A 22,016-nucleotide genomic window follows, 5' to 3' on the forward strand; every position below is an offset into this window, starting at 1 on the left:
TCTATTCCTATCTAATAAAACCAACATATTCACGTTTCATAAGTAGTCCATCAACTTGGCGAGCTAATTCAAGGACAACACCGATAACGATTAGCAAACTCGTTCCTCCAAGTCCAATTGAACTTGGTAAGCCCCAAAGATTTGTAGCTAATTGAGGAAGCAATGCAACTAGTCCAAGAAATACAGCACCAACTGTTGATAATCTAATCAATATCTTTGATACATATTGTTGTGTATCTTTACCTGGCCAAACGCTAGGAATATATGCTCCTTGCTTTTGTAAGTTTTCAGCCAATTTTTCAGGGTTAACTTGAACAAAGGCATAAAAGAAAGTAAAGAGAATAATTAAAAGAGTATATATTAAAGCACCCGGAGTGGTTTGTAAACTGAATATTTCACTACAGATCTTAAACCATTGTTCATCTCCATGCGTTCTTTGAAAAGCCATCAAAATAGTTGCAGGAGTAATAATGAAGGAACTGGCAAAGATAACTGGAATAACTCCAGAAACATTTACTTTAAGTGGTAGGAAACTTTCGGAGCCACTTGTTACTGCTCTACGAGTATATTGAATTGGAACTCGGAGATCAGCTTGTTGAAACCATGTAACAAACTGAGTTACCACTAATATGGCAATAATGATCCCAATGAAGAACAATATACCTTGCCAACGGTCGCTAGCATTATTGTTGGTAATGAAATCTTTATATAATTGATAAAGACCATTTGGTAATCTTGCAATAATACCTGCAAAAATCAGAACAGATACTCCGTTACCTAATCCTTTATCAGTTATTTCATCACCCAACCAGGTTAAAAGCATCGTACCCGCTGTCATGATTATTGCAATTTCAACATAAGTTTGAGGTGTTTGATTCTTAACTAACCCCATTTGTGTTAAAACATTAAATCCAAGCGTAATACCAATACTTTGAACAAATGCTACAACCAAAGCTAGATATCTTGTAACTTGGTTAGTCTTTCGACGACCAACTTCACCTTGTTTGCCCCATTCAACTAATTTAGGCACAATATCCATCTGCAACAATTGAATAACAATTTGAGCAGTAATATATGGTGATACACCAAGCGAGAAGATTGAATAGTTATCCAATCCACCACCACTGACAGTATCTAGCATTGGCACTAAACCAGTTTGAGCAACTTTAGTTATAGCTTTTGCATTAACACCAGGAACAGTAATATTAGCGCCTATGCGATAAAGCAGAAGGATAAATAAAGTAAAAAATATTTTATTTCTTATTTCTTTATCCTTAAAGGCGTTCTTCAAGGTTGAGAACATTAAATCACCTCAATAGTTCCACCAGCAGCTTCAACTGCTTTTTTAGCAGCTTCTGAAGCCTTGTTAACCTTTACAGTCAACTTAGACTTCAATTCGCCGTTAGCTAACAATTTAACTCCTGAAAGTTCTTTCTTAACTAAACCTGCGTTTTTCAAAGTTTCAACAGTTACTTCACTGCCGTCTTCAAATCTATTCAAGTCTTCTACGTTTACAACTGCGTATTCTTTACGGTTAATATTATTGAAACCACGCTTAGGCATTCTTCTGAATAAAGGCATTTGACCACCTTCAAAACCTAAACGAGTTTTACCACCAGTACGAGCTAATTGACCTTTTTGACCACGACCAGCAGTTTTTCCGTAACCACTTGAAGTACCACGTCCAACACGTTTTCTATTACGACGAGAACCTGTAGCAGGCTTTAATTCATTAAGCTTCATTTATTGGCACCTCCTTGTATCCTTTTAATCCTTAACTTCTTCTACTGAAATTAAGTGTGCAATCTTCAATAAAGCGCCACGAGTGGCAGCGTTGTCAGGAAGAACAACAGTGCTATTGATCTTACCAAGGCCAAGACCTTTAACAATCTTTCTTTGCTTTGGTAGACGGTGAGCAGCGCTCTTAATTAAGGTAACTTTTAAATTAGTCATTTATATATCTCCTTAATCTTCTAAGCTCTTTGCCGATTCACGAAGTTTCAAAACATCTTCACGAGTCTTCAATTTCTTCAAACCGTCCATAGTAGCACGGATAACATTAATAGGAGTGTTTGATCCTAATGATTTAGAGGTAACATCTGAGATACCTGCCAAATCCATAATGATACGTACAGCACCACCAGCTGCAACCCCAGAACCAGCTTCAGCTGGCTTCAACATAATGTTACCAGAACCATAGTGACCAGTAACTTCATGAGGAATGGTAGTTCCAACAGTTGGAACTTTAATCATTCTCTTTTTACCAGCTTCAACTGCTTTGCGGATAGCTTCTGGGACTTCTTGAGCTTTACCAGTACCAAAGCCTACATGACCTTTTCTGTCGCCGACAATAACAACTGCTGCAAATCTCATGCGACGGCCACCTTTAACAACTTTGGTGATCCGGTTAATTGCGACTAATTGATCTTCGATATCGTCCTTTTTACGATCTTTGCGAGAATCTCTACGAGAATCGTTGCGGTTTGCCATTAGTTAATTCTCCTTTCCTAGAATTCTAATCCGTTTTCACGTGCTGCATCAGCAAGAGCTTGTACGCGACCATGGTATAAGTAACCACTTCTGTCAAATACAACAGCCTTGATATTCTTCTTAGTTGCAGCTTCAGCTAAAGCTTTACCTACTGCAGCAGCTTGGTCCATCTTTGAACCTTCTGCTGAAATAGCTTTATCATTTGTTGAGGCACTTGCAAGCGTTACACCCTCTACATCATCAATTAATTGAGCGTAGATGTTTTTGTTAGAACGGAAAATACTTAAGCGTGGGCGCTCAGCAGTACCAGAAATCTTACCACGAATACGTTTATGACGCTTTAAGCGTAATTTGTTTTTATCTGGTTTAGAAATCACAATTTCACCTCAAAAATATTCTATTTATTATTTACCAGTCTTACCTTCCTTACGACGAACGTATTCATCTTCATAACGAATACCTTTGCCCTTGTAAGGTTCTGGTGGACGGACATCACGAATTTCTGCCGCAAATTGACCAACAACTTGCTTAGAAATTCCTTCAATTTCAATTGAAGTTGCAGAAGGAGTTTTAACAGTAATACCTTCTGGAGCTTCAAATTCTACAGGATGTGAGTAACCAACGTTCAAAGTTAACTTCTTACCTTGAGCTACTGCACGATATCCAACACCGATTAAAGTTAATTTCTTAACATATCCATCGGTTACACCTTCAATCATTGAAGCTAAGTTTGCTCTTTCAGTACCGTGAAGAGCTTTATCTGCTTCACTTGAACGAGAAAAATGAATTTCACCATCTTTTTGTTCGAAGGTAATACGTGGATCAAAATATCTAGTAAGTTCACCCTTTGGTCCCTTTACAGTAATATCATCACCATTTTTGGTAACAGTGACTGTATCAGGAACTTCGATGACCTTTAAACCAATTCGGCTCATTTATTGTTCTCCTTTCTGTCAAAATTACCAAACATAGGCAATAACTTCGCCACCGACATTCTTTTCTCTAGCTTCTTTATCAGTAATTACACCAGCAGAAGTAGAAATGATTGCGATGCCAAGACCGTTAAGAACCTTTGGTAAGTTTTCAGCGCTAACGTAGTTTCTTAAACCTGGTTTAGAAATACGCTTTAAGCCAGAAATTACACGTTCATTGTTTGGTCCATACTTCAAAAAGATTTTAATCATACCTTGTTTATTGTCTTCTTCAACTTGGTAATCACGAATAAAACCTTCTTGTTTTAAGATCTCACTAAGTGATTTTTTCATTGATGATGCAGGAATTTCAACTGAATCATGTCTTGCCATGTTAGCGTTTCTGATTCTAGTTAAGTAATCTGCGATCGGATCAGTCATGACCATTTAATTTACCTCCTTACCGTTTATTACCAACTTGCCTTTTTAAGACCAGGAATTTGACCCTTGTGTGCTAAGTCTTTTAAGCAAATACGGCATAATTTAAACTTGCGGTAAACAGAGTGTGGACGACCACATCTTTCACAACGAGTGTATTCACGAGATGAGAACTTAGCAGGACGATGATTTCTGACGATTTGTGATGTTTTAGCCATTAATGTCCTCCAAATTATTTAGCAAAAGGCATACCAAAATCTGCAAGAAGTTCACGAGCTTCTTCATCAGTATTGGCAGTAGTTACAATAACAACGTCCAAACCTCTTACGCGGTTTACTTTATCATAATCGATTTCTGGGAAAATCAATTGTTCTCTGATACCTAAAGTGTAATTACCACGACCATCAAATGATCTTGAGCTAACACCACGGAAATCACGAACTCGAGGAAGTGAAACGTTGATTAATTTATCTAAGAAATCATACATTCTATCTCCTCTAAGAGTTACCTTAGCACCAATAGACATACCTTCACGTAAACGGAAGTTTGCGATGGATTTCTTAGCTTTAGTAATCAATGGCTTTTGACCAGAGATAAGTGTAAGTTCTTCAACTGCTTCGTCTAAGTTCTTAGCGTTTGAAACAGCATCACCAACACCCATGTTTAAAACGATCTTTTCGATCTTAGGAATTTGCATTACAGAATTGTAATTAAACTTTTCATTTAAAGCTGGAGCAATTTCTTTTGAATATTTTTCAGCTAAACTATTTGCCATTTGAGTCCTCCCTCCTATTTCTTATCTTTTTTACTTGCTTTTTCAATAACTTTAACATTAGAAGCGTGGATTGAACCTTCCTTTTCAACTACGCCACCGTTAGCGTTAGTTTGTGAAGGCTTTTCGTGCTTCTTGATTTTGTTGACACCTTTGACAACGACACGGTTAGTTTTGGCGTTGACTGAAAGAACAGTGCCTTCCTTGCCTTTATCCTTACCGGCAATAACCTTTACTTTGTCACCTGTTTTAACAAACATCAGTGCACCTCCCTAAATTTTTATAATACTTCAGGAGCAAGAGAAACGATCTTCATAAAATCGTTCTCACGCAGTTCACGAGCAACTGGCCCAAAAATACGAGTTCCACGAGGACTCTTATCAGCGTTAATAATAACTGCTGCATTTTCGTCGAACTTAATGTATGAACCATCTTCACGACGTGCACCTGATTTTGTTCTAACAATAACTGCCTTTACGACGTCACCTTTTTTGACAACGCCACCTGGTGTTGCTTGTTTAACAGTAGCAACGATAATATCACCAATATTACCGGTCTTACGCTTAGAACCACCTAAAATTTTAATAACTAGAAGTTCTCTTGCACCGGAGTTGTCAGCAACCTTTAAACGGCTTTCGTGTTGGATCACTAGTATATCCTCCCCTCAAAAAAATCCGTAATATTAAACAGACTTCTTAACGATCTTAGTTAAACGGTAACGCTTCGCATGTGATAATGGACGGGTTTCCATGATACGAACAGTATCGCCAATTTTAGCTTCGTTGTTTTCATCGTGAGCGTAATATTTCTTTGAATACTTAATACGCTTCTTGTAAACAGGGTGGTTCTTGTAAGTATCAACAACAACAGTGATAGTCTTATCCATCTTGTCAGAAACAACGCGACCTTGATATACGTGACGACGGTTTCTTTCGTTAGTTTCGCTCAAGTTAATTACTCCCTTCCAATACTAATCGTTACTTAATTCTTTTTCGCTAAGAATTGTTTTAATTCTAGCAATATTCTTACGGACTTGTCTCAAGCGAGCGGTGTTCTCTAATTGACCCGTTGCTTGTTGGAAACGCAAATTAAAGAGTTCTTCTTTGTATTGCTTTTCCTTTTCTAACATTTGATCAGTGGTTAATGCTCTGATATCTTTAGCCTTCATTAGATTCGCCACCTACTTCCGAACTCTTCTTAACAAACTTAGTCTTGATTGGGAGTTTGTTTGATGCAAGTCTTAATGCTTCACGAGCAACGTCTTCTGAAACGCCACCGATTTCAAACATAATCTTGCCTCTTTTAACAACTGCAACCCAACCAGCTGGTGCACCTTTACCAGAACCCATACGAACACCAACACCTTTAGCAGTGTAGGATTTTTGTGGGAAGATTCTAATCCAAACACGTCCACCACGCTTCATGTAACGAGTCATAGCTACACGAGCAGCTTCGATTTGTCTATTAGTAATCCAGTGAGATTCAACAGCTTCTAAACCATATTCACCAAATGCAATAGTTTTACCGCCTTTGGCTTCACCACGCATCTTACCGCGGAATTCACGACGGTGCTTTACACGCTTAGGTACTAACACTATTAGTTTCCTCCCTTCGCTTTCTTAGAAGTAGGCTTGTTCTTACGTTGTGGTAAAATTTCACCACGGTTGATCCAAACCTTAACTCCAATTTGACCATAAGTAGTATTTGCTTCTACCCACGCATAGTCAATGTCAGCTCTTAAAGTATGAAGTGGAACACTACCTTCAGTGTGCCATTCTCTTCTGGCCATATCTGCACCGTTTAAACGACCTGCAGTTTGTACCTTAATACCTTTAGCGCCAGAACGCATTGATCTTTGAGTTGCTTGACGCGTTGCACGTCTGAAAGCAATTCTTGCTTCAAGTTGACGAGCAATGCCTTCGCCTACTAATTTAGCGTCTAAATCAGGCTTCTTAATTTCAACAATATTAATGTGAACATTCTTCTTAGTTAAAGCGTTGAGTTCTTTTCTTAATGCTTCAACTTCTTTACCACCTTTACCAATAACCATACCTGGTTTAGCAGTGTGGATAGAAATATTAATTCTGTTTGCGGCACGTTCAATTTCAACAGTTGATACTGATGCGTCAGCTAACTTATCGGAGATAAACTTTCTAATACGTAAATCTTCATTTAAAGTGTTAGCGTAATCTTTATCTGCGTACCACTTTGCTTCCCAATCACGGTTAACTCCGAGACGGAAACCATTTGGGTTAATCTTTTGACCCATTCAATTTACCTCCTTTAATCGTTCTTTTCTGAAACTACAACGACTACGTGGCTGGTTCTCTTGTTGATTGGAGAAGCCATACCTTTAGCACGTGGACGGAATCTCTTCAAAGTAGCACCTTCATTTACATATGCTTCTGATACGTAAAGATTTGCACTTTCAAGATCGTAGTTGTGTTCTGCGTTAGCAATTGCTGACTTCAAAACTTTTTCAACGATAGGGGAAGCTGCTCTTGGAGTGAATTGCAAGATAGCTAATGCTTCAGCAACGCTCTTTCCGCGAATAAGGTCTACAACCAAGCGGGCTTTTCTAGGAGCGATTCGAACAGTTCTTGCTTCAGCTTTAGCTGAATTGATTTGTTCTGCCATTTAAATGTTTCTCCTTTCTATTATTTACCTGCGGTAGTAGTTGCCTTATCAGCAACTTTGTGGCCATGGAAAGTTCTAGTTGGTACGAATTCACCTAACTTGTGACCAACCATGTCTTCAGTAATGTAAACTGGAACATGTTTTCTACCATCGTAAACAGCTATTGTAAAACCAACAAAAGAAGGGAAAATAGTTGAACGACGGGACCAGGTTTTAATTACTTGCTTCTTTTCGGAACCTTCTTGGGCTTCGATTTTCTTTAAAAGGCTTGCATCTGCAAAAGGACCCTTTTTAATACTACGGCTCATTAATTAACCTCCTTTGTTTAACTATTTGTTACCCTTACGGTGACGAATAATAAGCTTTTCACTTCTTGCCTTAGAGTTTCTAGTCTTGATACCACGAGACTTCTTACCCCATGGAGTCATTGGTTGTGGACGTCCTACAGGAGCCTTACCTTCACCACCACCATGTGGGTGATCGTTAGGGTTCATTACAGAACCACGTGATTGAGGACGCTTGCCAAGCCAACGACTACGACCAGCTTTACCTAATTGAATTAATGAGTGTTGTTCGTTACCTACTGAACCTACAGTAGCACGGCAAGTTGATAAAATACGACGTACTTCACCACTTTGTAATCTTACCAAAGTGTATTTACCATCATTACCAAGAACTTGAGCAACAGTACCAGCACTTCTTACCAATTGACCACCCTTACCAGGTTTCAATTCGATGTTGTGAACTTCAGTACCAGCTGGGATTGCAGATAATGGTAACGCATTACCTGGCTTAATGTCAGCGTTAGCACCTGATTCAACAATGTCGCCAACTTTAAGGCCCTTAGGAGCAATGATGTATGCTTTGATACCGTCAGTGTAATGAAGAAGTGCAATGTTAGCAGATCTGTTTGGATCATATTCAATCGCCTTTACAACTGCCTTTACATCATCCTTATTACGCTTGAAGTCAATAATACGGTATTTTTGCTTATGTCCACCACCACGGTGTCTTACAGTGATGTGGCCGTATGAGTTACGACCAGCGGTATGACTTTGTGATTCAAGTAAAGTCTTTTCAGGCTTTTTCTTGGTAATTTCAGCAAAATCTGAAGAAGTCATATTACGTCTGCCGTTTGTGGTTGGCTTATATTTGATAATTGCCAATTGACTGACCTCCTATTTACTTATCTTCTTTTTCATCATTGAAGATCTTAATGTCATTAGAATCTTCAGTTAATGTTACGATTGCTTTTCTACGACGAGCAGTCTTACCAGTGTAACGGCCGACTCTCTTATTTTTGCCACGAACATTCATGATGTTTACGCCTTTAACTTTTACGTCAAAGATTTCTTCAACAGCATCACGAACTTGAGTCTTGGTAGCTGATACAAGTACATCAAAAGTGTACTTTTTATCATCCATTAAGTTCATTGACTTTTCGGTAACTACAGGCCGTAAGATGATATCACGTGCATCCATTATGCCAAAACCTCCTCAATTCTCTTAAGTGCGTCTTGAGTTAATAACAATTTTTCGTAGTTAACCGCATCAACAATATTTAAACCTTCAACAGGGATTACCTTAACATTCTTAAGGTTCTTACCTGATAGCTTAACATTTTCGTTATCAGAAATAATTAAAACCTTGCCTGAAGCTTTTGCACTATCTAAGATTGTCTTTAAATCTTTAGTCTTTGGTGCGTCTAAAGTAAGTTGGTCAAGAACGATTAAATCGTTGTCAGCCACTTTTTGAGAAAGAACTGACTTCATAGCCAAGCGACGTGCTTTACGTGGCATGTCGATCTTGTATGAACGAGGGGTAGGACCAAATACAACACCACCGCCACGCCATTGTGGAGCTCTAATGGAACCTTGACGAGCACGACCAGTACCCTTTTGTCTCCAAGGCTTCTTACCACCGCCACGAACAGCTGATCTATTCTTTACAGCAGAAGTACCTTGGCGCTTGCCGGCTCTTTGTCTAATGATTGCGTCGAAAACAACACTTTCGTTAGGTTCAATACCGAAGATTTCTTCGTTTAAATCTACATTACCAGCAGATTTACCTTTTTGATCGATAACTTGTAAATTAGCCATTATACTCCTCCTTCCTATTTAGCAGCCTTTGCAGCTGACTTAACAATAATTAATGAGTTTTTAGCTCCTGGAACGTTACCCTTAATTAAAAGTACGTTCTTTTCAGGAACAACTTTTTCAATTACTAAATTTTGAACAGTGACTGTCTTGCCACCCATGTGACCAGGTAACTTCTTACCCTTAGGTACACGGTTAATGATTGAACCCATTGAACCTGGAATTCTGTGGTATCTTGAACCGTGGGTTTCAGGACCTCTTGATTGGCCCCAACGCTTAATGTTACCTTGAGTACCATGACCCTTTGAAGTTCCAGTAACGTCAACTACGTCACCTTCACTAAATGAGTCCACCGTGATTTCTGAGCCGACTTCGTAATCCTTAAGCTCAACATCGCGGATTTCCCGAATGAAGCGCTTAGGTGAAGTCTTTGCTTTTGCAGCATGACCTTTGGCAGGCTTGTTGCTCAAAACTTCGCGCATGTCTTGGTAACCTACTTGAACTGCTTCGTAACCGTCTGACTCGTTAGTTTTAACTTGTAAAACTACGTTAGGGGTTGCTTCGATAACAGTTACAGGAACCAAAACACCTTTATCAGTGAAGATTTGAGTCATGCCGACCTTTTTTCCTAAGATTCCTTTGGTCATGATTACACCTCCATATGTGTTTTAAAAACTATAACTTAATCTCGATATCTACGCCGCTTGGTAAATCAAGCTTCATCAATGAATCTACAGTCTTTGGTGTAGGATTCAAAATGTCGATTAAGCGCTTGTGCGTACGAATTTCAAATTGTTCACGTGAATCCTTGTTCTTGTGTGGTGAACGTAAAACAGTGAACAAAGTTCTTTCAGTAGGCAATGGAACTGGTCCAGAAATTTCTGCTCCAGTTCTTTGCGCAGTAGCTACGATCTTAGCAGCTGATTCATCGAGAATACCATGTTCGTAAGACTTTAATCTAATACGAATTTGTTGACTTGCCATCTAATAACCTCCTTCGTCTTCTTTAAAAGATGACTAGCTCGGCAAAAATTACCGACATACCTCTGTGGCAATGCAGCCTGGTGTGCCGCAACCTTTTGCGTCTAAGCATAAAAAATTGTGCACGACAGTATCCACCTGTCCAAATTGCACGTTTATTATTGTACTGTGTCCTTCCTTAAATATCAAGGGTTTAAACGATATTTCTTAAATTTTTTCAATAAAAAAAGAAAGTAGCTACCTACTTTCTTTCTTATTTATATAGAAATTAATTATTCAGCAGATTCATTTCCACCGCGTTTTTTAATAATTTCTTCTTGAATTGACTTAGGAGTTGGTGAATAGTGATCGAATACCATAGTAAATGTACCACGACCTTGAGTTGATGAACGCAAAGTAGTTGCGTAACCAAACATTTCAGATAATGGAACAAATGAATTGATTACCTTAGCACCGGCTCTATCTTCCATACCTTCCATAGAACCACGACGTGCAGTAATTGACCCCATTACATCACCTAAGTATTCTTCTGGAGTGGTTACTTGAACCTTCATAATAGGTTCCAAGATAACTGCGCCAGCCTTAGAAGCGGCGTTTCTCAAAGCAAGAGAAGCAGCAACCTTGAAGGCAGCTTCTGATGAGTCGACTTCGTGGTAACTACCATCGTAAAGCTTAGCCTTAACGTCGATCAATGGGTAGCCTGCAAGAACACCATTCTTCATAGCTTCCTGTAAACCGGCATCAACTGAAGGAATAAATTCACGAGGAACAACACCACCAACGATGGCATCTTCAAATTCGTAGCCTTTACCTTCTTCATTTGGAGTAAAGTCGATCCAAACATCACCATATTGACCTTTACCACCAGATTGACGAACGAACTTACCTTGTGCCTTAGCTTCCTTAGTAAAGGTTTCACGGTAAGCAACTTGTGGTTCACCGATAGTAGCTTCAACGTTAAATTCACGCTTCATACGTTCAACCATGATGTCCAAGTGCAACTCACCCATACCAGAAATCAAAGTTTGCCCAGTTTCTGGGTTAGTTTCAGCACGGAAAGTTGGGTCTTCTTCAGTAAGCTTTTGTAAAGCAACATCCATCTTATCACGATCAGCTTTTGACTTAGGTTCAACAGAAACTTGAATAACTGGATCTGGAACTTTCAAACTTTCCAAAATAAGTGGGTGATCTGGATCGGTTAATGAATCACCAGTAGTAGTGTTCTTCAAACCAATGGCACCAGCAATATCACCAGAGAAAACTTCAGGAATTTCAGTTCTTGAGTTAGCGTGCATTTGAAGCAAACGACCTACACGTTCACGTGAGTTCTTTGAAGCGTTTAATACGTAAGAACCTGATTGAAGTGAACCAGTGTAAACGCGGATGAAAGTTAAACGACCTACAAATGGGTCTGTAGCAATCTTAAATGCTAAAGCAGCAAATGGCTTGTTGTCATCTGCCATAAGTTCAACTTCGTCACCAGTCTTAGGATCGTGAGCAACATAAGGCTTAACATCAAGTGGTGATGGCAAGTAATCAATAACACCATCAAGCATCATTTGAACACCCTTGTTCTTAAATGCTGAACCAGCATAAACTGGGAAGAATTCCAAGTTCAAAGTAGCCTTACGGATAGCTGCCTTTAATTCATCGTTAGAAATTTCTTCTCCGCCAAGGTATTTTTCCATGATACCGTCGTCAACGTCAGCAACAGCTTCAATCAATTCGTTACGACGCTTAGTTGCTTCTTCTTTGTACTCATCAGGAACTGGAACAGTATCCCATTTTGAACCAAGCTTATCCTCATCATAGATATCAGCAACCATGTTGATTAAGTCGATAACACCTTCAAAAGTATCAGCCGAACCAATTGGCATTTGAACTGCATGTGCGTTTGCGTTTAAACGTTCATGAAGTGACTTAACTGACTTGTCAAAGTCAGCACCGATTTTATCCATCTTGTTAACGAAAACAATACGAGGAACACCGTAAGTTTCAGCTTGACGCCAAACATTTTCAGTTTGTGGTTCTACACCAGCTTGAGCATCAAGAACAGTAACAGCACCATCAAGAACACGGAGTGAACGTTCTACTTCGATAGTAAAGTCAACGTGTCCTGGGGTGTCGATAATATTAATTCTGTGGTCTTTCCATTGAGCAGTAGTAGCTGCTGAAGTAATAGTAATACCACGTTCCTTTTCTTCATCCATCCAGTCCATTTGTGAATCACCTTCGTGAGTTTCACCAATTTTGTGAATTTTACCGGTATAGTACAAAATACGTTCAGTAGTAGTAGTTTTACCGGCATCGATGTGGGCCATGATACCAATATTACGTGTTTTTGCTAATGGAAATTCACGTTTGTTAGCCATAAGATTATATCTCCTTTAAAAACTACCGATAACAATTAGAAGCGGTAGTGAGCAAATGCACGGTTTGCTTCTGCCATTCTGTGAACATCTTCACGCTTCTTAACTGCTGAACCAGTATTGTTAGCAGCATCCATAATTTCGTTGGCAAGACGTTCATCCATAGTATGTTCATTACGTAAACGTGCGTAAGACACAATCCATCTTAAGCCAAGAGTAGTTCTTCTTTCAGGACGAACTTCTACAGGGATTTGGTAGTTAGAACCACCGATACGGCGAGCTTTAACTTCCAATACTGGCATAACATTGTTCATTGCTTCTTCAAAAACATCAACTGGTTCTTTACCAGTCTTGTCTTTAATGATGCCAAAAGCATCGTAAAGAATAGATGAAGCTTTTGCTTTTTTACCATCAACCATTAAGTGGTTAATTAACTTAGTAACCAATTTAGAATTGTAAACTGGATCTGCTAAAACATCTCTTTTAGCAACATTACCTTTTCTAGGCATTCGAAATTCCTCCTATTAGTCCTTCTTTGCACCGTACTTAGAACGGCTTTGCTTTCTACCATCTACACCTGCAGTATCCAAAGCACCACGAACGATGTGGTAACGAACACCAGGAAGGTCCTTTACACGACCACCACGAATTAAAACAACGGAGTGTTCTTGTAAGTTATGACCAATACCAGGAATATATGCAGTAACTTCAGTCATGTTTGAAAGACGTACACGAGCGTACTTACGTAAAGCTGAGTTAGGCTTCTTAGGTGTCATAGTACCTACACGAGTTGCAACACCACGCATTTGTGGAGCTGGGTTGTAGTTCATTTCCTTCTTCATGCTGTTGTAAGCATAGTTCAAAGCTGGTGACTTTGATTTAGTCGTCTTTGAGTGACGGCCTTTTCTAACCAATTGGTTAATTGTTGGCATTAAATTTTCCTCCTAATTTTTGTTCACACATCCGGGAGTTTCTTTTTGACCTCACGAATATCATATTTATATGCACAAAAGCTAGTTTAACGCGAATTTTAATTGAGGTCAACAATAAAAAAATAAAAATCATGATTTTTTACGTAATATACATTGGAGGTAAACACATGTATATGCAATTTTTTAATTTTTTTATCGGCGCTTGTATTGGCTCTCATGCTCTAGTAGTTGTTAATCGCTACGAAACCAAAGATTTTTTATTTGGCTCTTCTAAATGCGATAGCTGTCAAACTCCTTTAACTATTTTAGATGAAATTCCAATTTTTTCTTACTTAATAAAAAAAGGTAAATGCTCTTTTTGTAATAATCTTATCCCCATCAGCTGTCTTTATACAGAAATAATCAGTGGCCTTTTATTTCTTTCAATCAATATTTTTTCACTTTCTGGATTTTACAGCGCGTTATTTACTTATTTTATTTTGTTAATTGGAATTTTTGACCTAAAAGATCAAGAATTTGAAATAAACCTTCTGTTCATCCCCACTATAATTGCGCTTTTTTCCCCTATTTCTGCATATCATTATTTTAATATTGCTGAATTGCTGAGCTTTGGGATATTTTTAGCTACTTTTTTATTAATGAATTTATTAAATAAACTAGGCGGTGGCGATACATTAATTTTTATCATTCTTTATCTATTTCTAGGCTATCAAACAATTTATATTCTTTTATACGCTTGTTTAAGTTTTATGGGCTACTGCATATTTACTAAGCAAAGACAAGCTGCAGCATTCATTCCTTTTATAATAATAGGATTAATCTTTACTAATGCATAAAAAAGAGACGTCTCATTACGAGACGCCTCTTTTTAACACAAATGTTTTAATTAAGCTTATTGCTTTGAACTATCTTTTGAATTATCAGCAGCGGCTAATTTCTTTTCAATATCTGCAATTGAGTATACAGATTCTTTAGCTTTTTGTTCCTTCTTCATGTTCTCAGGTGGAATATCTGCTTTTGGTTCCATCTCACGATATACTGGCATACCAGTACCAGCTGGGATGATCTTACCAATAATAACATTTTCCTTAAGTCCAAGTAATGGATCATTCTTACCTCTAATTGAAGCATCAGTAAGAACACGAGTAGTTTCCTGGAATGAAGCAGCTGATAAGAAACTGTTAGTCTCAAGAGCGGCCTTAGTAATACCCAAAATAACGCTTTGTGCAGTTGCTGGAATACCACCAGAAATAATGACTTGCTTGTTACGGGCTTTGAATTCTCCAATATCCATAAGTTCACCTGGTAAGATATCAGTTTCACCTGGATCAAGAATTCTAACTTTTTGAAGCATTTGACGAGCCATTACTTCGACGTGTTTGTCGGCAATTTCCACACCCTGCATTCTATAAGCCTTTTGAATTTCGCTAAGAATATACTTCTCAGTAGTCAAAGCATCACGAACTCTAATTAATTCCTTAGGATCGATAGAACCAAGCGTTAATTTGTCACCACGTTCAATTTGATCACCTTCTGCAACTGCAACTGAGGCAGTGTAAGGAACATTATAAGTTCTAGTATCAGTTTGACCCTTAACAGTAATTTCACGAGTGTGTTCTGCTGGATCCTCTTCAATAGCAGTAACTTCACCGGTAACTTCGGAAATTGTTGCACGACCTTTAGGGTTACGAGCTTCAAACAATTCTTGAACACGAGGAAGACCTTGAGTAATATCAGCAGCACCGGCAACACCACCGTTGTGGAAGTTACGCATAGTCAACTGAGTACCAGGTTCACCGATTGATTGGGCAGCAACAGTACCTACTGCTTCACCAACTTCAACATCTTCACCAGTAGCTAAGTTCATACCGTAACATTTCTTACATACACCATGTTGAGTGTTGCAAGTAAATACGGAACGGATAGTAACTTCAGTTACACCAGCATCAACAATCTTATGAGCCATATCTTCGGTCATCATAACATCTGCTGGGCAAATTACTTCGTGGGTTTCAGGATCGTAAACACTCTTAGCAGTGTAACGACCAACTAAACGATCGAATAATGGTTCGATCATTTCGTCCCCTTCAGTAATTGCGTGTACAGTAAGACCACGATCAGTACCACAATCTTCTTCACGAATGATAACGTCTTGAGCAACATCAACCAAACGACGAGTTAAGTAACCAGAGTTTGCGGTCTTCAAAGCCGTATCAGTCATACCCTTACGAGCACCGTGTGTGGACATGAACATTTCCAAAACTGACAAACCTTCACGGAAGTTTGAAGTAACAGGAATTTCCATCATTCCTCCGTTAGGAGCAGCCATAAGTCCACGCATACCAGCTAACTGAGTAAAGTTAGAAATGTTACCACGAGCACCAGAATCGGCCATGATAGTAATTGGGTTACGTGGAGCATGGATTTGCGCGATTTCATTTTGAACAGTATCTTTACAACTATTCCAAATACTAATTACTCGATCGTGTCTTTCTTCATCAGTAATCAAACCACGACGATATTGCTTAGAAACAACATCAACCTTCTTACGAGCTTGGGCTACAATGTCATCTTTATCAGTGATTGTAGGAATATCTTCAACCCCAATAGTTAATCCAGAAGTAGTACATACTGTGTAACCTAATTCCTTCAAATCATCAAGGTAATCAGAAGTTCTTTGAACTTTGTAGTCTTTATAAATTTGGGCAATAGAATCAGACAAGAAGCCCTTCTTGAATGCTTGGCCTAACTTCATATTGTCCAATTTTTCGTGAATATCTTCACCTGGTTTTAAGAAATACTTTTCATCCAATGGATGAGTTAGGTTTTCTTGAGTTGGATCATTTACATAGTAGAAGTTCTTAGGGAAGATCATGTTAAATACAAGTTTTCCGTAAGTAGTAACAAAAATACCATGTTCTTGACCCTTTGGCCATGGCTTTTCAGGCATAGAATCAGCTGCAAGACCAATTCTAGTATGGAAGTGAATATCACCATTTTCATAAGCAATAGTTGCTTCTTGTGGTGAATCAAAGATCATTCCTTCGCCTTCACGACCACGTTCTGATTGAGTTAACCAGAAGTTACCTAAAACGATATCCTGTGATGGAGTAACGATAGGCTTACCATCCTTAGGTGCCAAAATGTGGTGAGCTGCAAGCATCAATAAACGTGATTCAGCAACAGCTTCATCAGATAATGGAACGTGAATAGCCATCTGGTCACCATCGAAATCGGCATTGTAAGCTTCACAAGCAAGTGGGTGCAAACGAATTGATTTACCTGGCACTAAAACAGGTTCAAATGCTTGAATACCCAAACGGTGAAGAGTAGGGGCACGGTTCAAAAGAACCGGTCTTTCCTTAATAACATCTTCTAAGATGTCCCAGATATCGTCATCTTCACGATCAATTTTGCGCTTAGCATTTTTAATGTTAGATGCTAAACCACGTTCAACTAATTCATGCATTACAAATGGCTTGAATAATTCCAAAGCCATTGGACGAGGAACACCACATTGATAGAACTTCAATTTTGGTGAAACGTCGATAACTGAACGACCAGAATAGTCAACACGTTTACCTAATAAGTTTTGACGGAAACGTCCTTGCTTACCTTTAAGCATGTGAGAAAGTGACTTAAGTGGACGATTACCTGGTCCTACAACTGGACGACCACGACGACCGTTATCAATTAATGCATCAACAGCTTCTTGGAGCATACGCTTTTCATTTTGAACAATAATACGTGGTGCATTCAAGTCAAGCAATCTCTTTAAACGATTATTTCTGTTAATAACACGTCTGTACAAATCGTTCAAATCAGAAGTAGCGAAACGTCCACCATCCAATTGAACCATTGGGCGAAGATCAGGTGGGATAACTGGAATACAATCCATAACCATCCATTCAGGCTTGTTACCTGAGTTCTTGAAAGCATCAAGAATATCTAATCTTCTGATTGCTCTTGTTCTCTTTTGTCCAGTAGCAGTCTTTAATTCTTCTTTTAAAGCCGCAACTTCTTTATCAATATCTACTTTTTCAAGAAGTTCTTTAATGGCTTCAGCACCCATTTTAGCTTCAAAACGGTTACCATATTTAGCCTTTTCTTCACGATATTCAGCTTCAGTTAAAAGTTGCTTATCTTCTAGATCAGTGTCACCAGGATCAATAACAATATAAGCTGCAAAATAAATTACTTCTTCTAATGATCTTGGAGAAACGTCTAAAACTAATCCCATACGTGATGGAATGCCCTTAAAGTACCAAATGTGTGATACAGGAGCTGCTAATTCGATGTGACCCATGCGTTCTCTTCTAACTTTAGAAGAGGTTACTTCAACACCACAACGATCACAAACGATACCACGGTACCGAACCCCCTTGTATTTACCACAGGCACATGACCAGTCTTTAGTTGGTCCAAAGATTCTTTCATCAAATAGACCATCTTTTTCTGGCTTTAAAGTACGATAATTGATAGTTTCAGGCTTCTTAACTTCACCATAAGACCAACTTCTGATCTTGTTTGGAGAAGCCAAACCTATTTGCATACTTTCAAACTTATTTACGTCGATCAAAAGTTTAACCTCCTGCTAATTACTTAGAAACCTTGTCATCAGATGCAGAATCAGCTGATCCAGACTCTTGTGGAGTTTGGTTGTCTTGCTGCGTCTTATTTTTTTCAGTTTCTTCGGCTAACTTCTTCTTTTCTTGTTGCTCAGCCATCTTAGATAATGTATCGATGTTGAAGTGCTCATTAGAATCATCATCCATATCGCGCAATTCGATTTCTTTGTGATCCATATCTAAGACCTTGATATCCAAGCCAAGAGATTGTAATTCTTTTACCAATACTCTGAATGATTCAGGAACGCCTGGTTTTGGAATTCTTTCTCCCTTAACAATAGCTTCGTATGCCTTAACACGTCCTACAACGTCATCTGACTTGTAAGTCAAAATTTCTTGCAAAGTGTAAGCAGCACCGTAAGCTTCAAGAGCCCAAACTTCCATTTCACCGAAACGCTGTCCACCAAATTGTGCTTTACCACCAAGTGGTTGTTGAGTAACAAGTGAGTAAGGCCCAATTGAACGAGCGTGGATCTTGTCATCAACCATGTGAGTTAACTTCAAGTAGTACATAATACCTACTGAAACACGGTTGTGGAATGGTTCACCAGTACGTCCATCATAAAGAACAGTCTTACCGTCTTTACCAATACCAGCTTCACGAACCATCTTCCACATATCATCTTCAGAAGCACCATCGAATACTGGAGTAGCTACGTGAATACCTAATTGCTTAGCAGCAATACCTAAGTGTAATTCAAGAACCTGTCCGATATTCATACGTGATGGCACACCCATGGGGTTCAAACAAATGTCAACTGGACGACCATCTGGTAAGTAAGGCATATCTTCTTCAGGACAAACCAAAGCAATAGTACCTTTATTACCGTGACGACCAGACATCTTGTCACCAACTTGTATCTTACGTTTTTGAACAATGTAAACACGAACCATCTTGTTTACACCAGGTGGTAATTCGTCGCCAGCTTCACGTGTGAAGACTTGAACGTTTTGAATAATTCCACCACCACCATGTGGTACACGGAGTGAAGTATCACGAACTTCACGTGCCTTTTCACCAAAGATTGCGTGAAGTAAACGTTCCTCAGCTGATAATTCAGTTACACCCTTTGGAGTAACTTTACCAACTAAGATATCGCCATCATGAACTTCTGCACCAATACGAACAATACCATCTTCGTCAAGATCCTTAAGTGCATCTTCACCAACGTTAGGAATTTCGCGAGTAATTTCTTCAGGTCCTAACTTAGTATCACGTGATTCTGATTCGTAATCTTCAATATGAATGGAAGTGTAGACATCGTCTTTAACCATTCTTTCTGAGATCATAACAGCATCTTCGTAGTTGTACATGTTCCAAGTCAAGAATGCGATAATTGGGTTTTGACCTAAAGCCAATTCACCATTGTCCATTGCAGGACCATCCGCAATAACTTCACCAGCTACTACTTCTTCGCCTTGCTTAACGTTTGGAGTTTGGTTGTAGTTCTTAGTTGCGTTAGAACGACGATACTTTTCAAGAACATATTTATCTAGTGTCTTGTCTTCTCTTCTAACTCTAATTTCATTAGCATCTACATATTCAACAACACCAGGTGCTTTAGCTAAAATTGCATCCCCTGAATCGTGAGCAGCACGGTACTCCATACCAGTACCAACAATTGGTGCATGTGGATTAATCAAAGGAACAGCTTGACGTTGGTGGTTAGCTCCCATCAAAGCACGGTTAGAATCATCGTTTTCAAGGAAAGGAATACATGCAGAAGTTACAGAAACTACTTGCTTTGGAATAACGTCCATGTAGTCAATCTTATCAGGCGTAACTTCCAAGTTTTCTTCCTTATGACGAGCTAAGACGATCTTATCTTTGAATGATCCATCTTCATTCAATGGAGCGTTGGCACCAGCGATGATGTAGTTATCTTCAACATCGGCAGTCAAGTAATCGATCTTATCAGTTACTTTGTGAGTATCCCAAGATACACGACGGTATGGTGTTTCAATAAAACCATACTTGTTAACAATAGCGTAAGTTGCTAAAGAGTTAATCAAACCAATGTTAGGTCCTTCGGGAGTTTCGATAGGACATAAACGACCATAGTGAGTATAGTGCACGTCACGAACTTCATATCCAGCACGATCACGTGACAAACCACCAGGCCCTAAGGCAGACATACGACGCTTGTGAGTTAACTCACCAAGTGGGTTATTTTGGTCCATGAATTGTGACAATTGTGATGAACCAAAGAACTCTTTAACTGAAGCTACAACTGGACGAATGTTGATTAATTGTTGTGGAGTTACAGTTGCAATGTCTTGAGTTGACATTCTTTCACGAACTACACGTTCCATACGAGCTAAACCAATTCTAAATTGGTTTTGAAGTAATTCACCAACACGACGAATACGTCTGTTACCTAAGTGATCAATGTCGTCAGTAGTACCAATATTATCTTGAAGTGCAAAGAAGTAGTTAATTGAACTTAAAACATCAGCTGGAGTTAAGTGTTTTACATCTTCGCCAATGTGTCCGTTAGACATTAACTTAATTACACGTTCAGGATCTACTTTAGAGTAAACTTTAATTTCTTGAACAGTTACAGGATCTGGAAGAACTCCTTCTTTAGATGGTTCATAAGTCACCATCTTAAAGTCATCACGATCAAGATATGGAGATAATTTATCCATTACTTCGTGGGTAACTACAGTACCCTTCTTAGCGATAATTTCACCAGTATCAGGATCTGCTAAAGTTTCTGCTAAAGTTTGTCTTAACAAACGGTTCTTTAATGATAACTTCTTATTAATCTTGTAACGACCAACAGGTGCTAAATCATATCTTCTTGGATCAAAGAAACGTGCATAAAGCAATGATCTTGATGAATCAGTAGTCTTCGGTTCACCAGGACGTAATCTTTCATAAATATCCTTCAAAGCTTCAGCTACACGAGAATCAGCTGGATTTTTATGAATATCTTTTTCCAAAGTGAATTTGAGTGAATCGCTATCGCCAAACATTTCAGCAATTTCGCTGTCTGATCCAAATCCTAAAGCACGGATTAAAATAGACAAAGGTAATTTACGAGTTCTGTCGATACGGACAAAGGCTAAGTCCTTAGCGTCAGTTTCGTATTCAAGCCATGCACCTCTGTTAGGAATAACAGTGGTGCCAAAAATTTGTCGACCATTTTTATCAAAATCAGAGTGGAAATATACACCAGGTGATCTAACTAACTGAGAAACAATAACTCTTTCGGCACCATTGATTACGAAAGTACCAGAATCAGTCATCAATGGGAATTCACCAAAGAATACATCTTGAGTCTTAATTTCACCAGTTTCATGGTTGGTTAATCTCAAAGTTACGTGTAAAGGTGCAGAATAGTTAGCATCGTGATCACGAGCTTCTTCAAGAGTGTATTTGGGCTTCAAAAGTTTATAATCAACAAACTCAAGTGAAAGTTTTCCTGAGAAATCTGAAATTGGCATAATGTCATCAAACATCTCGCGAATACCTTCATTTAGAAACCACTTGTATGATTCGGTTTGTACATCAGTCAAATTAGGAAGCTTCAAAACTTCTTTAATTCGTGAGAAGCTACGTCTTGTCCGATGACTACCATAGTTCACAGCGTGTCCTAACAAAGAAAACATCCTTTCTTGTGCAAAGATCAAATATTACATTTGTGTTACATTTATCAAAAAGCCTATTTTTGGGTACAAAAAAACAAAAACAACAATAAAGTCGTTTTTGTTTTATCATTCTGCTGGACAATAGATCAGCAAAATCCTGAATTTCAG

General features: G+C 38.7%; 28 protein-coding genes. 1 reads left to right on the forward strand and 27 read right to left on the reverse strand.

Translation table 11 applies throughout. The annotated features are described in order from the left end of the window. Positions 1-7: 7 nt before the first annotated feature. The 25 genes from secY to rpsL all read right to left on the reverse strand — a co-directional run bounded on the left by secY (position 8) and on the right by rpsL (position 13,626). Positions 8-1,303 (reverse strand): preprotein translocase subunit SecY, encoded by a 1,296-nt coding sequence (secY, locus tag BN55_RS01750; protein ID WP_008469903.1) that lies wholly within the window; start codon positions 1,301-1,303, stop codon positions 8-10. Continuing rightward, positions 1,303-1,743, reverse strand: a complete 441-nt coding sequence (gene rplO, locus BN55_RS01755) for a 50S ribosomal protein L15 (RefSeq protein ID WP_008469905.1) — start codon at positions 1,741-1,743, stop codon at positions 1,303-1,305. The genes secY and rplO overlap by 1 nt, the downstream gene beginning before the upstream one ends. 24 nt (positions 1,744-1,767) lie before the next feature. Further along, complete coding sequence (rpmD, locus tag BN55_RS01760) at positions 1,768-1,953, reverse strand: 50S ribosomal protein L30 (protein WP_008469906.1); 186 nt, start codon at positions 1,951-1,953, stop codon at positions 1,768-1,770. Between the two features lie 12 nt (positions 1,954-1,965). Beyond that, positions 1,966-2,490 (reverse strand): 30S ribosomal protein S5, encoded by a 525-nt coding sequence (gene rpsE / locus BN55_RS01765; protein ID WP_008469909.1) that lies wholly within the window; start codon positions 2,488-2,490, stop codon positions 1,966-1,968. Positions 2,491-2,507: 17 nt separating this feature from the next. After that, a complete protein-coding gene (gene rplR / locus BN55_RS01770) occupies positions 2,508-2,867 on the reverse strand; it encodes a 50S ribosomal protein L18 (protein WP_008469910.1) in 360 nt (119 codons plus the stop codon). A 27-nt stretch (positions 2,868-2,894) separates the two neighbouring features. Continuing rightward, the gene (rplF, locus tag BN55_RS01775) at positions 2,895-3,425 is read right to left on the reverse strand and encodes a 50S ribosomal protein L6 (protein WP_008469911.1); all 531 of its coding nucleotides are present in this window, start codon (positions 3,423-3,425) and stop codon (positions 2,895-2,897) included. Positions 3,426-3,449: 24 nt separating this feature from the next. Beyond that, positions 3,450-3,848 carry a 30S ribosomal protein S8 gene (gene rpsH / locus BN55_RS01780; protein WP_008469912.1) on the reverse strand — a complete coding sequence of 133 codons (399 nt, stop codon included), beginning with the start codon at positions 3,846-3,848 and terminating at the stop codon, positions 3,450-3,452. 23 nt (positions 3,849-3,871) lie between these two features. After that, positions 3,872-4,057, reverse strand: a complete 186-nt coding sequence (locus BN55_RS01785) for a type Z 30S ribosomal protein S14 (RefSeq protein ID WP_006729422.1) — start codon at positions 4,055-4,057, stop codon at positions 3,872-3,874. Positions 4,058-4,071: 14 nt separating this feature from the next. Further along, positions 4,072-4,614: a 50S ribosomal protein L5 gene (gene rplE / locus BN55_RS01790; RefSeq protein ID WP_008469918.1), complete on the reverse strand. Its 543-nt coding sequence runs from the start codon at positions 4,612-4,614 to the stop codon at positions 4,072-4,074. Between the two features lie 14 nt (positions 4,615-4,628). Continuing rightward, a complete protein-coding gene (gene rplX, locus BN55_RS01795) occupies positions 4,629-4,871 on the reverse strand; it encodes a 50S ribosomal protein L24 (protein ID WP_008469919.1) in 243 nt (80 codons plus the stop codon). 20 nt (positions 4,872-4,891) lie between these two features. Then, positions 4,892-5,260: a 50S ribosomal protein L14 gene (gene rplN, locus BN55_RS01800; RefSeq protein WP_008469920.1), complete on the reverse strand. Its 369-nt coding sequence runs from the start codon at positions 5,258-5,260 to the stop codon at positions 4,892-4,894. Positions 5,261-5,293: 33 nt separating this feature from the next. Next, positions 5,294-5,560 carry a 30S ribosomal protein S17 gene (gene rpsQ, locus BN55_RS01805; RefSeq protein ID WP_008469921.1) on the reverse strand — a complete coding sequence of 89 codons (267 nt, stop codon included), beginning with the start codon at positions 5,558-5,560 and terminating at the stop codon, positions 5,294-5,296. A 21-nt stretch (positions 5,561-5,581) separates the two neighbouring features. Further along, positions 5,582-5,779, reverse strand: a complete 198-nt coding sequence (gene rpmC / locus BN55_RS01810) for a 50S ribosomal protein L29 (protein ID WP_008469922.1) — start codon at positions 5,777-5,779, stop codon at positions 5,582-5,584. Beyond that, on the reverse strand, positions 5,769-6,206 hold the full coding sequence (gene rplP / locus BN55_RS01815; protein WP_008469923.1) for a 50S ribosomal protein L16: 438 nt from the start codon (positions 6,204-6,206) through the stop codon (positions 5,769-5,771). The genes rpmC and rplP overlap by 11 nt, the downstream gene beginning before the upstream one ends. 2 nt (positions 6,207-6,208) lie before the next feature. Then, a complete protein-coding gene (rpsC, locus tag BN55_RS01820; RefSeq protein WP_008469924.1) occupies positions 6,209-6,880 on the reverse strand; it encodes a 30S ribosomal protein S3 in 672 nt (223 codons plus the stop codon). 14 nt (positions 6,881-6,894) lie between these two features. Continuing rightward, entirely contained in the window at positions 6,895-7,248 is a 354-nt protein-coding gene (gene rplV, locus BN55_RS01825; protein WP_008469926.1) for a 50S ribosomal protein L22, read from the reverse strand. Between the two features lie 20 nt (positions 7,249-7,268). Further along, positions 7,269-7,556 carry a 30S ribosomal protein S19 gene (gene rpsS / locus BN55_RS01830; protein ID WP_008469927.1) on the reverse strand — a complete coding sequence of 96 codons (288 nt, stop codon included), beginning with the start codon at positions 7,554-7,556 and terminating at the stop codon, positions 7,269-7,271. A gap of 21 nt (positions 7,557-7,577) precedes the next feature. Continuing rightward, the gene (gene rplB, locus BN55_RS01835) at positions 7,578-8,414 is read right to left on the reverse strand and encodes a 50S ribosomal protein L2 (RefSeq protein WP_008469928.1); all 837 of its coding nucleotides are present in this window, start codon (positions 8,412-8,414) and stop codon (positions 7,578-7,580) included. A 16-nt stretch (positions 8,415-8,430) separates the two neighbouring features. Beyond that, positions 8,431-8,730, reverse strand: coding sequence for a 50S ribosomal protein L23 (gene rplW / locus BN55_RS01840; protein WP_008469929.1), 300 nt, complete (start codon positions 8,728-8,730; stop codon positions 8,431-8,433). Continuing rightward, complete coding sequence (rplD, locus tag BN55_RS01845) at positions 8,730-9,347, reverse strand: 50S ribosomal protein L4 (RefSeq protein ID WP_008469930.1); 618 nt, start codon at positions 9,345-9,347, stop codon at positions 8,730-8,732. Before rplD ends, rplW begins: the two co-directional genes overlap by 1 nt. Before the next feature lie 14 nt (positions 9,348-9,361). Then, a complete protein-coding gene (gene rplC, locus BN55_RS01850; protein WP_008469931.1) occupies positions 9,362-9,991 on the reverse strand; it encodes a 50S ribosomal protein L3 in 630 nt (209 codons plus the stop codon). Between the two features lie 28 nt (positions 9,992-10,019). After that, entirely contained in the window at positions 10,020-10,328 is a 309-nt protein-coding gene (gene rpsJ, locus BN55_RS01855) for a 30S ribosomal protein S10 (protein WP_008469934.1), read from the reverse strand. A 269-nt stretch (positions 10,329-10,597) separates the two neighbouring features. Continuing rightward, positions 10,598-12,697: an elongation factor G gene (fusA, locus tag BN55_RS01860; protein ID WP_008469935.1), complete on the reverse strand. Its 2,100-nt coding sequence runs from the start codon at positions 12,695-12,697 to the stop codon at positions 10,598-10,600. A 35-nt stretch (positions 12,698-12,732) separates the two neighbouring features. Further along, positions 12,733-13,203, reverse strand: a complete 471-nt coding sequence (gene rpsG / locus BN55_RS01865; RefSeq protein ID WP_008469936.1) for a 30S ribosomal protein S7 — start codon at positions 13,201-13,203, stop codon at positions 12,733-12,735. A gap of 15 nt (positions 13,204-13,218) precedes the next feature. Continuing rightward, positions 13,219-13,626 carry a 30S ribosomal protein S12 gene (gene rpsL / locus BN55_RS01870; RefSeq protein ID WP_008469937.1) on the reverse strand — a complete coding sequence of 136 codons (408 nt, stop codon included), beginning with the start codon at positions 13,624-13,626 and terminating at the stop codon, positions 13,219-13,221. A 167-nt stretch (positions 13,627-13,793) separates the two neighbouring features. On the opposite strand from rpsL, the gene BN55_RS01875 reads away from it, so the two are divergent. After that, complete coding sequence (locus tag BN55_RS01875) at positions 13,794-14,462, forward strand: prepilin peptidase (RefSeq protein ID WP_008469939.1); 669 nt, start codon at positions 13,794-13,796, stop codon at positions 14,460-14,462. 56 nt (positions 14,463-14,518) lie between these two features. Here the strand turns inward: BN55_RS01875 and rpoC are convergent, their stop codons facing one another. Together rpoC and rpoB are read right to left on the reverse strand one after the other, a co-directional pair. Next, complete coding sequence (gene rpoC / locus BN55_RS01880; RefSeq protein WP_008469941.1) at positions 14,519-18,205, reverse strand: DNA-directed RNA polymerase subunit beta'; 3,687 nt, start codon at positions 18,203-18,205, stop codon at positions 14,519-14,521. A 19-nt stretch (positions 18,206-18,224) separates the two neighbouring features. Beyond that, positions 18,225-21,869 (reverse strand): DNA-directed RNA polymerase subunit beta, encoded by a 3,645-nt coding sequence (rpoB, locus tag BN55_RS01885; RefSeq protein ID WP_040469131.1) that lies wholly within the window; start codon positions 21,867-21,869, stop codon positions 18,225-18,227. Positions 21,870-22,016 lie beyond the last annotated feature (147 nt).

Origin of the sequence: Lactobacillus hominis DSM 23910 = CRBIP 24.179, assembly GCF_000296835.1 — a bacterium.
In the GTDB taxonomy this organism is placed as follows: Bacteria; Bacillota; Bacilli; order Lactobacillales; family Lactobacillaceae; genus Lactobacillus; species Lactobacillus hominis.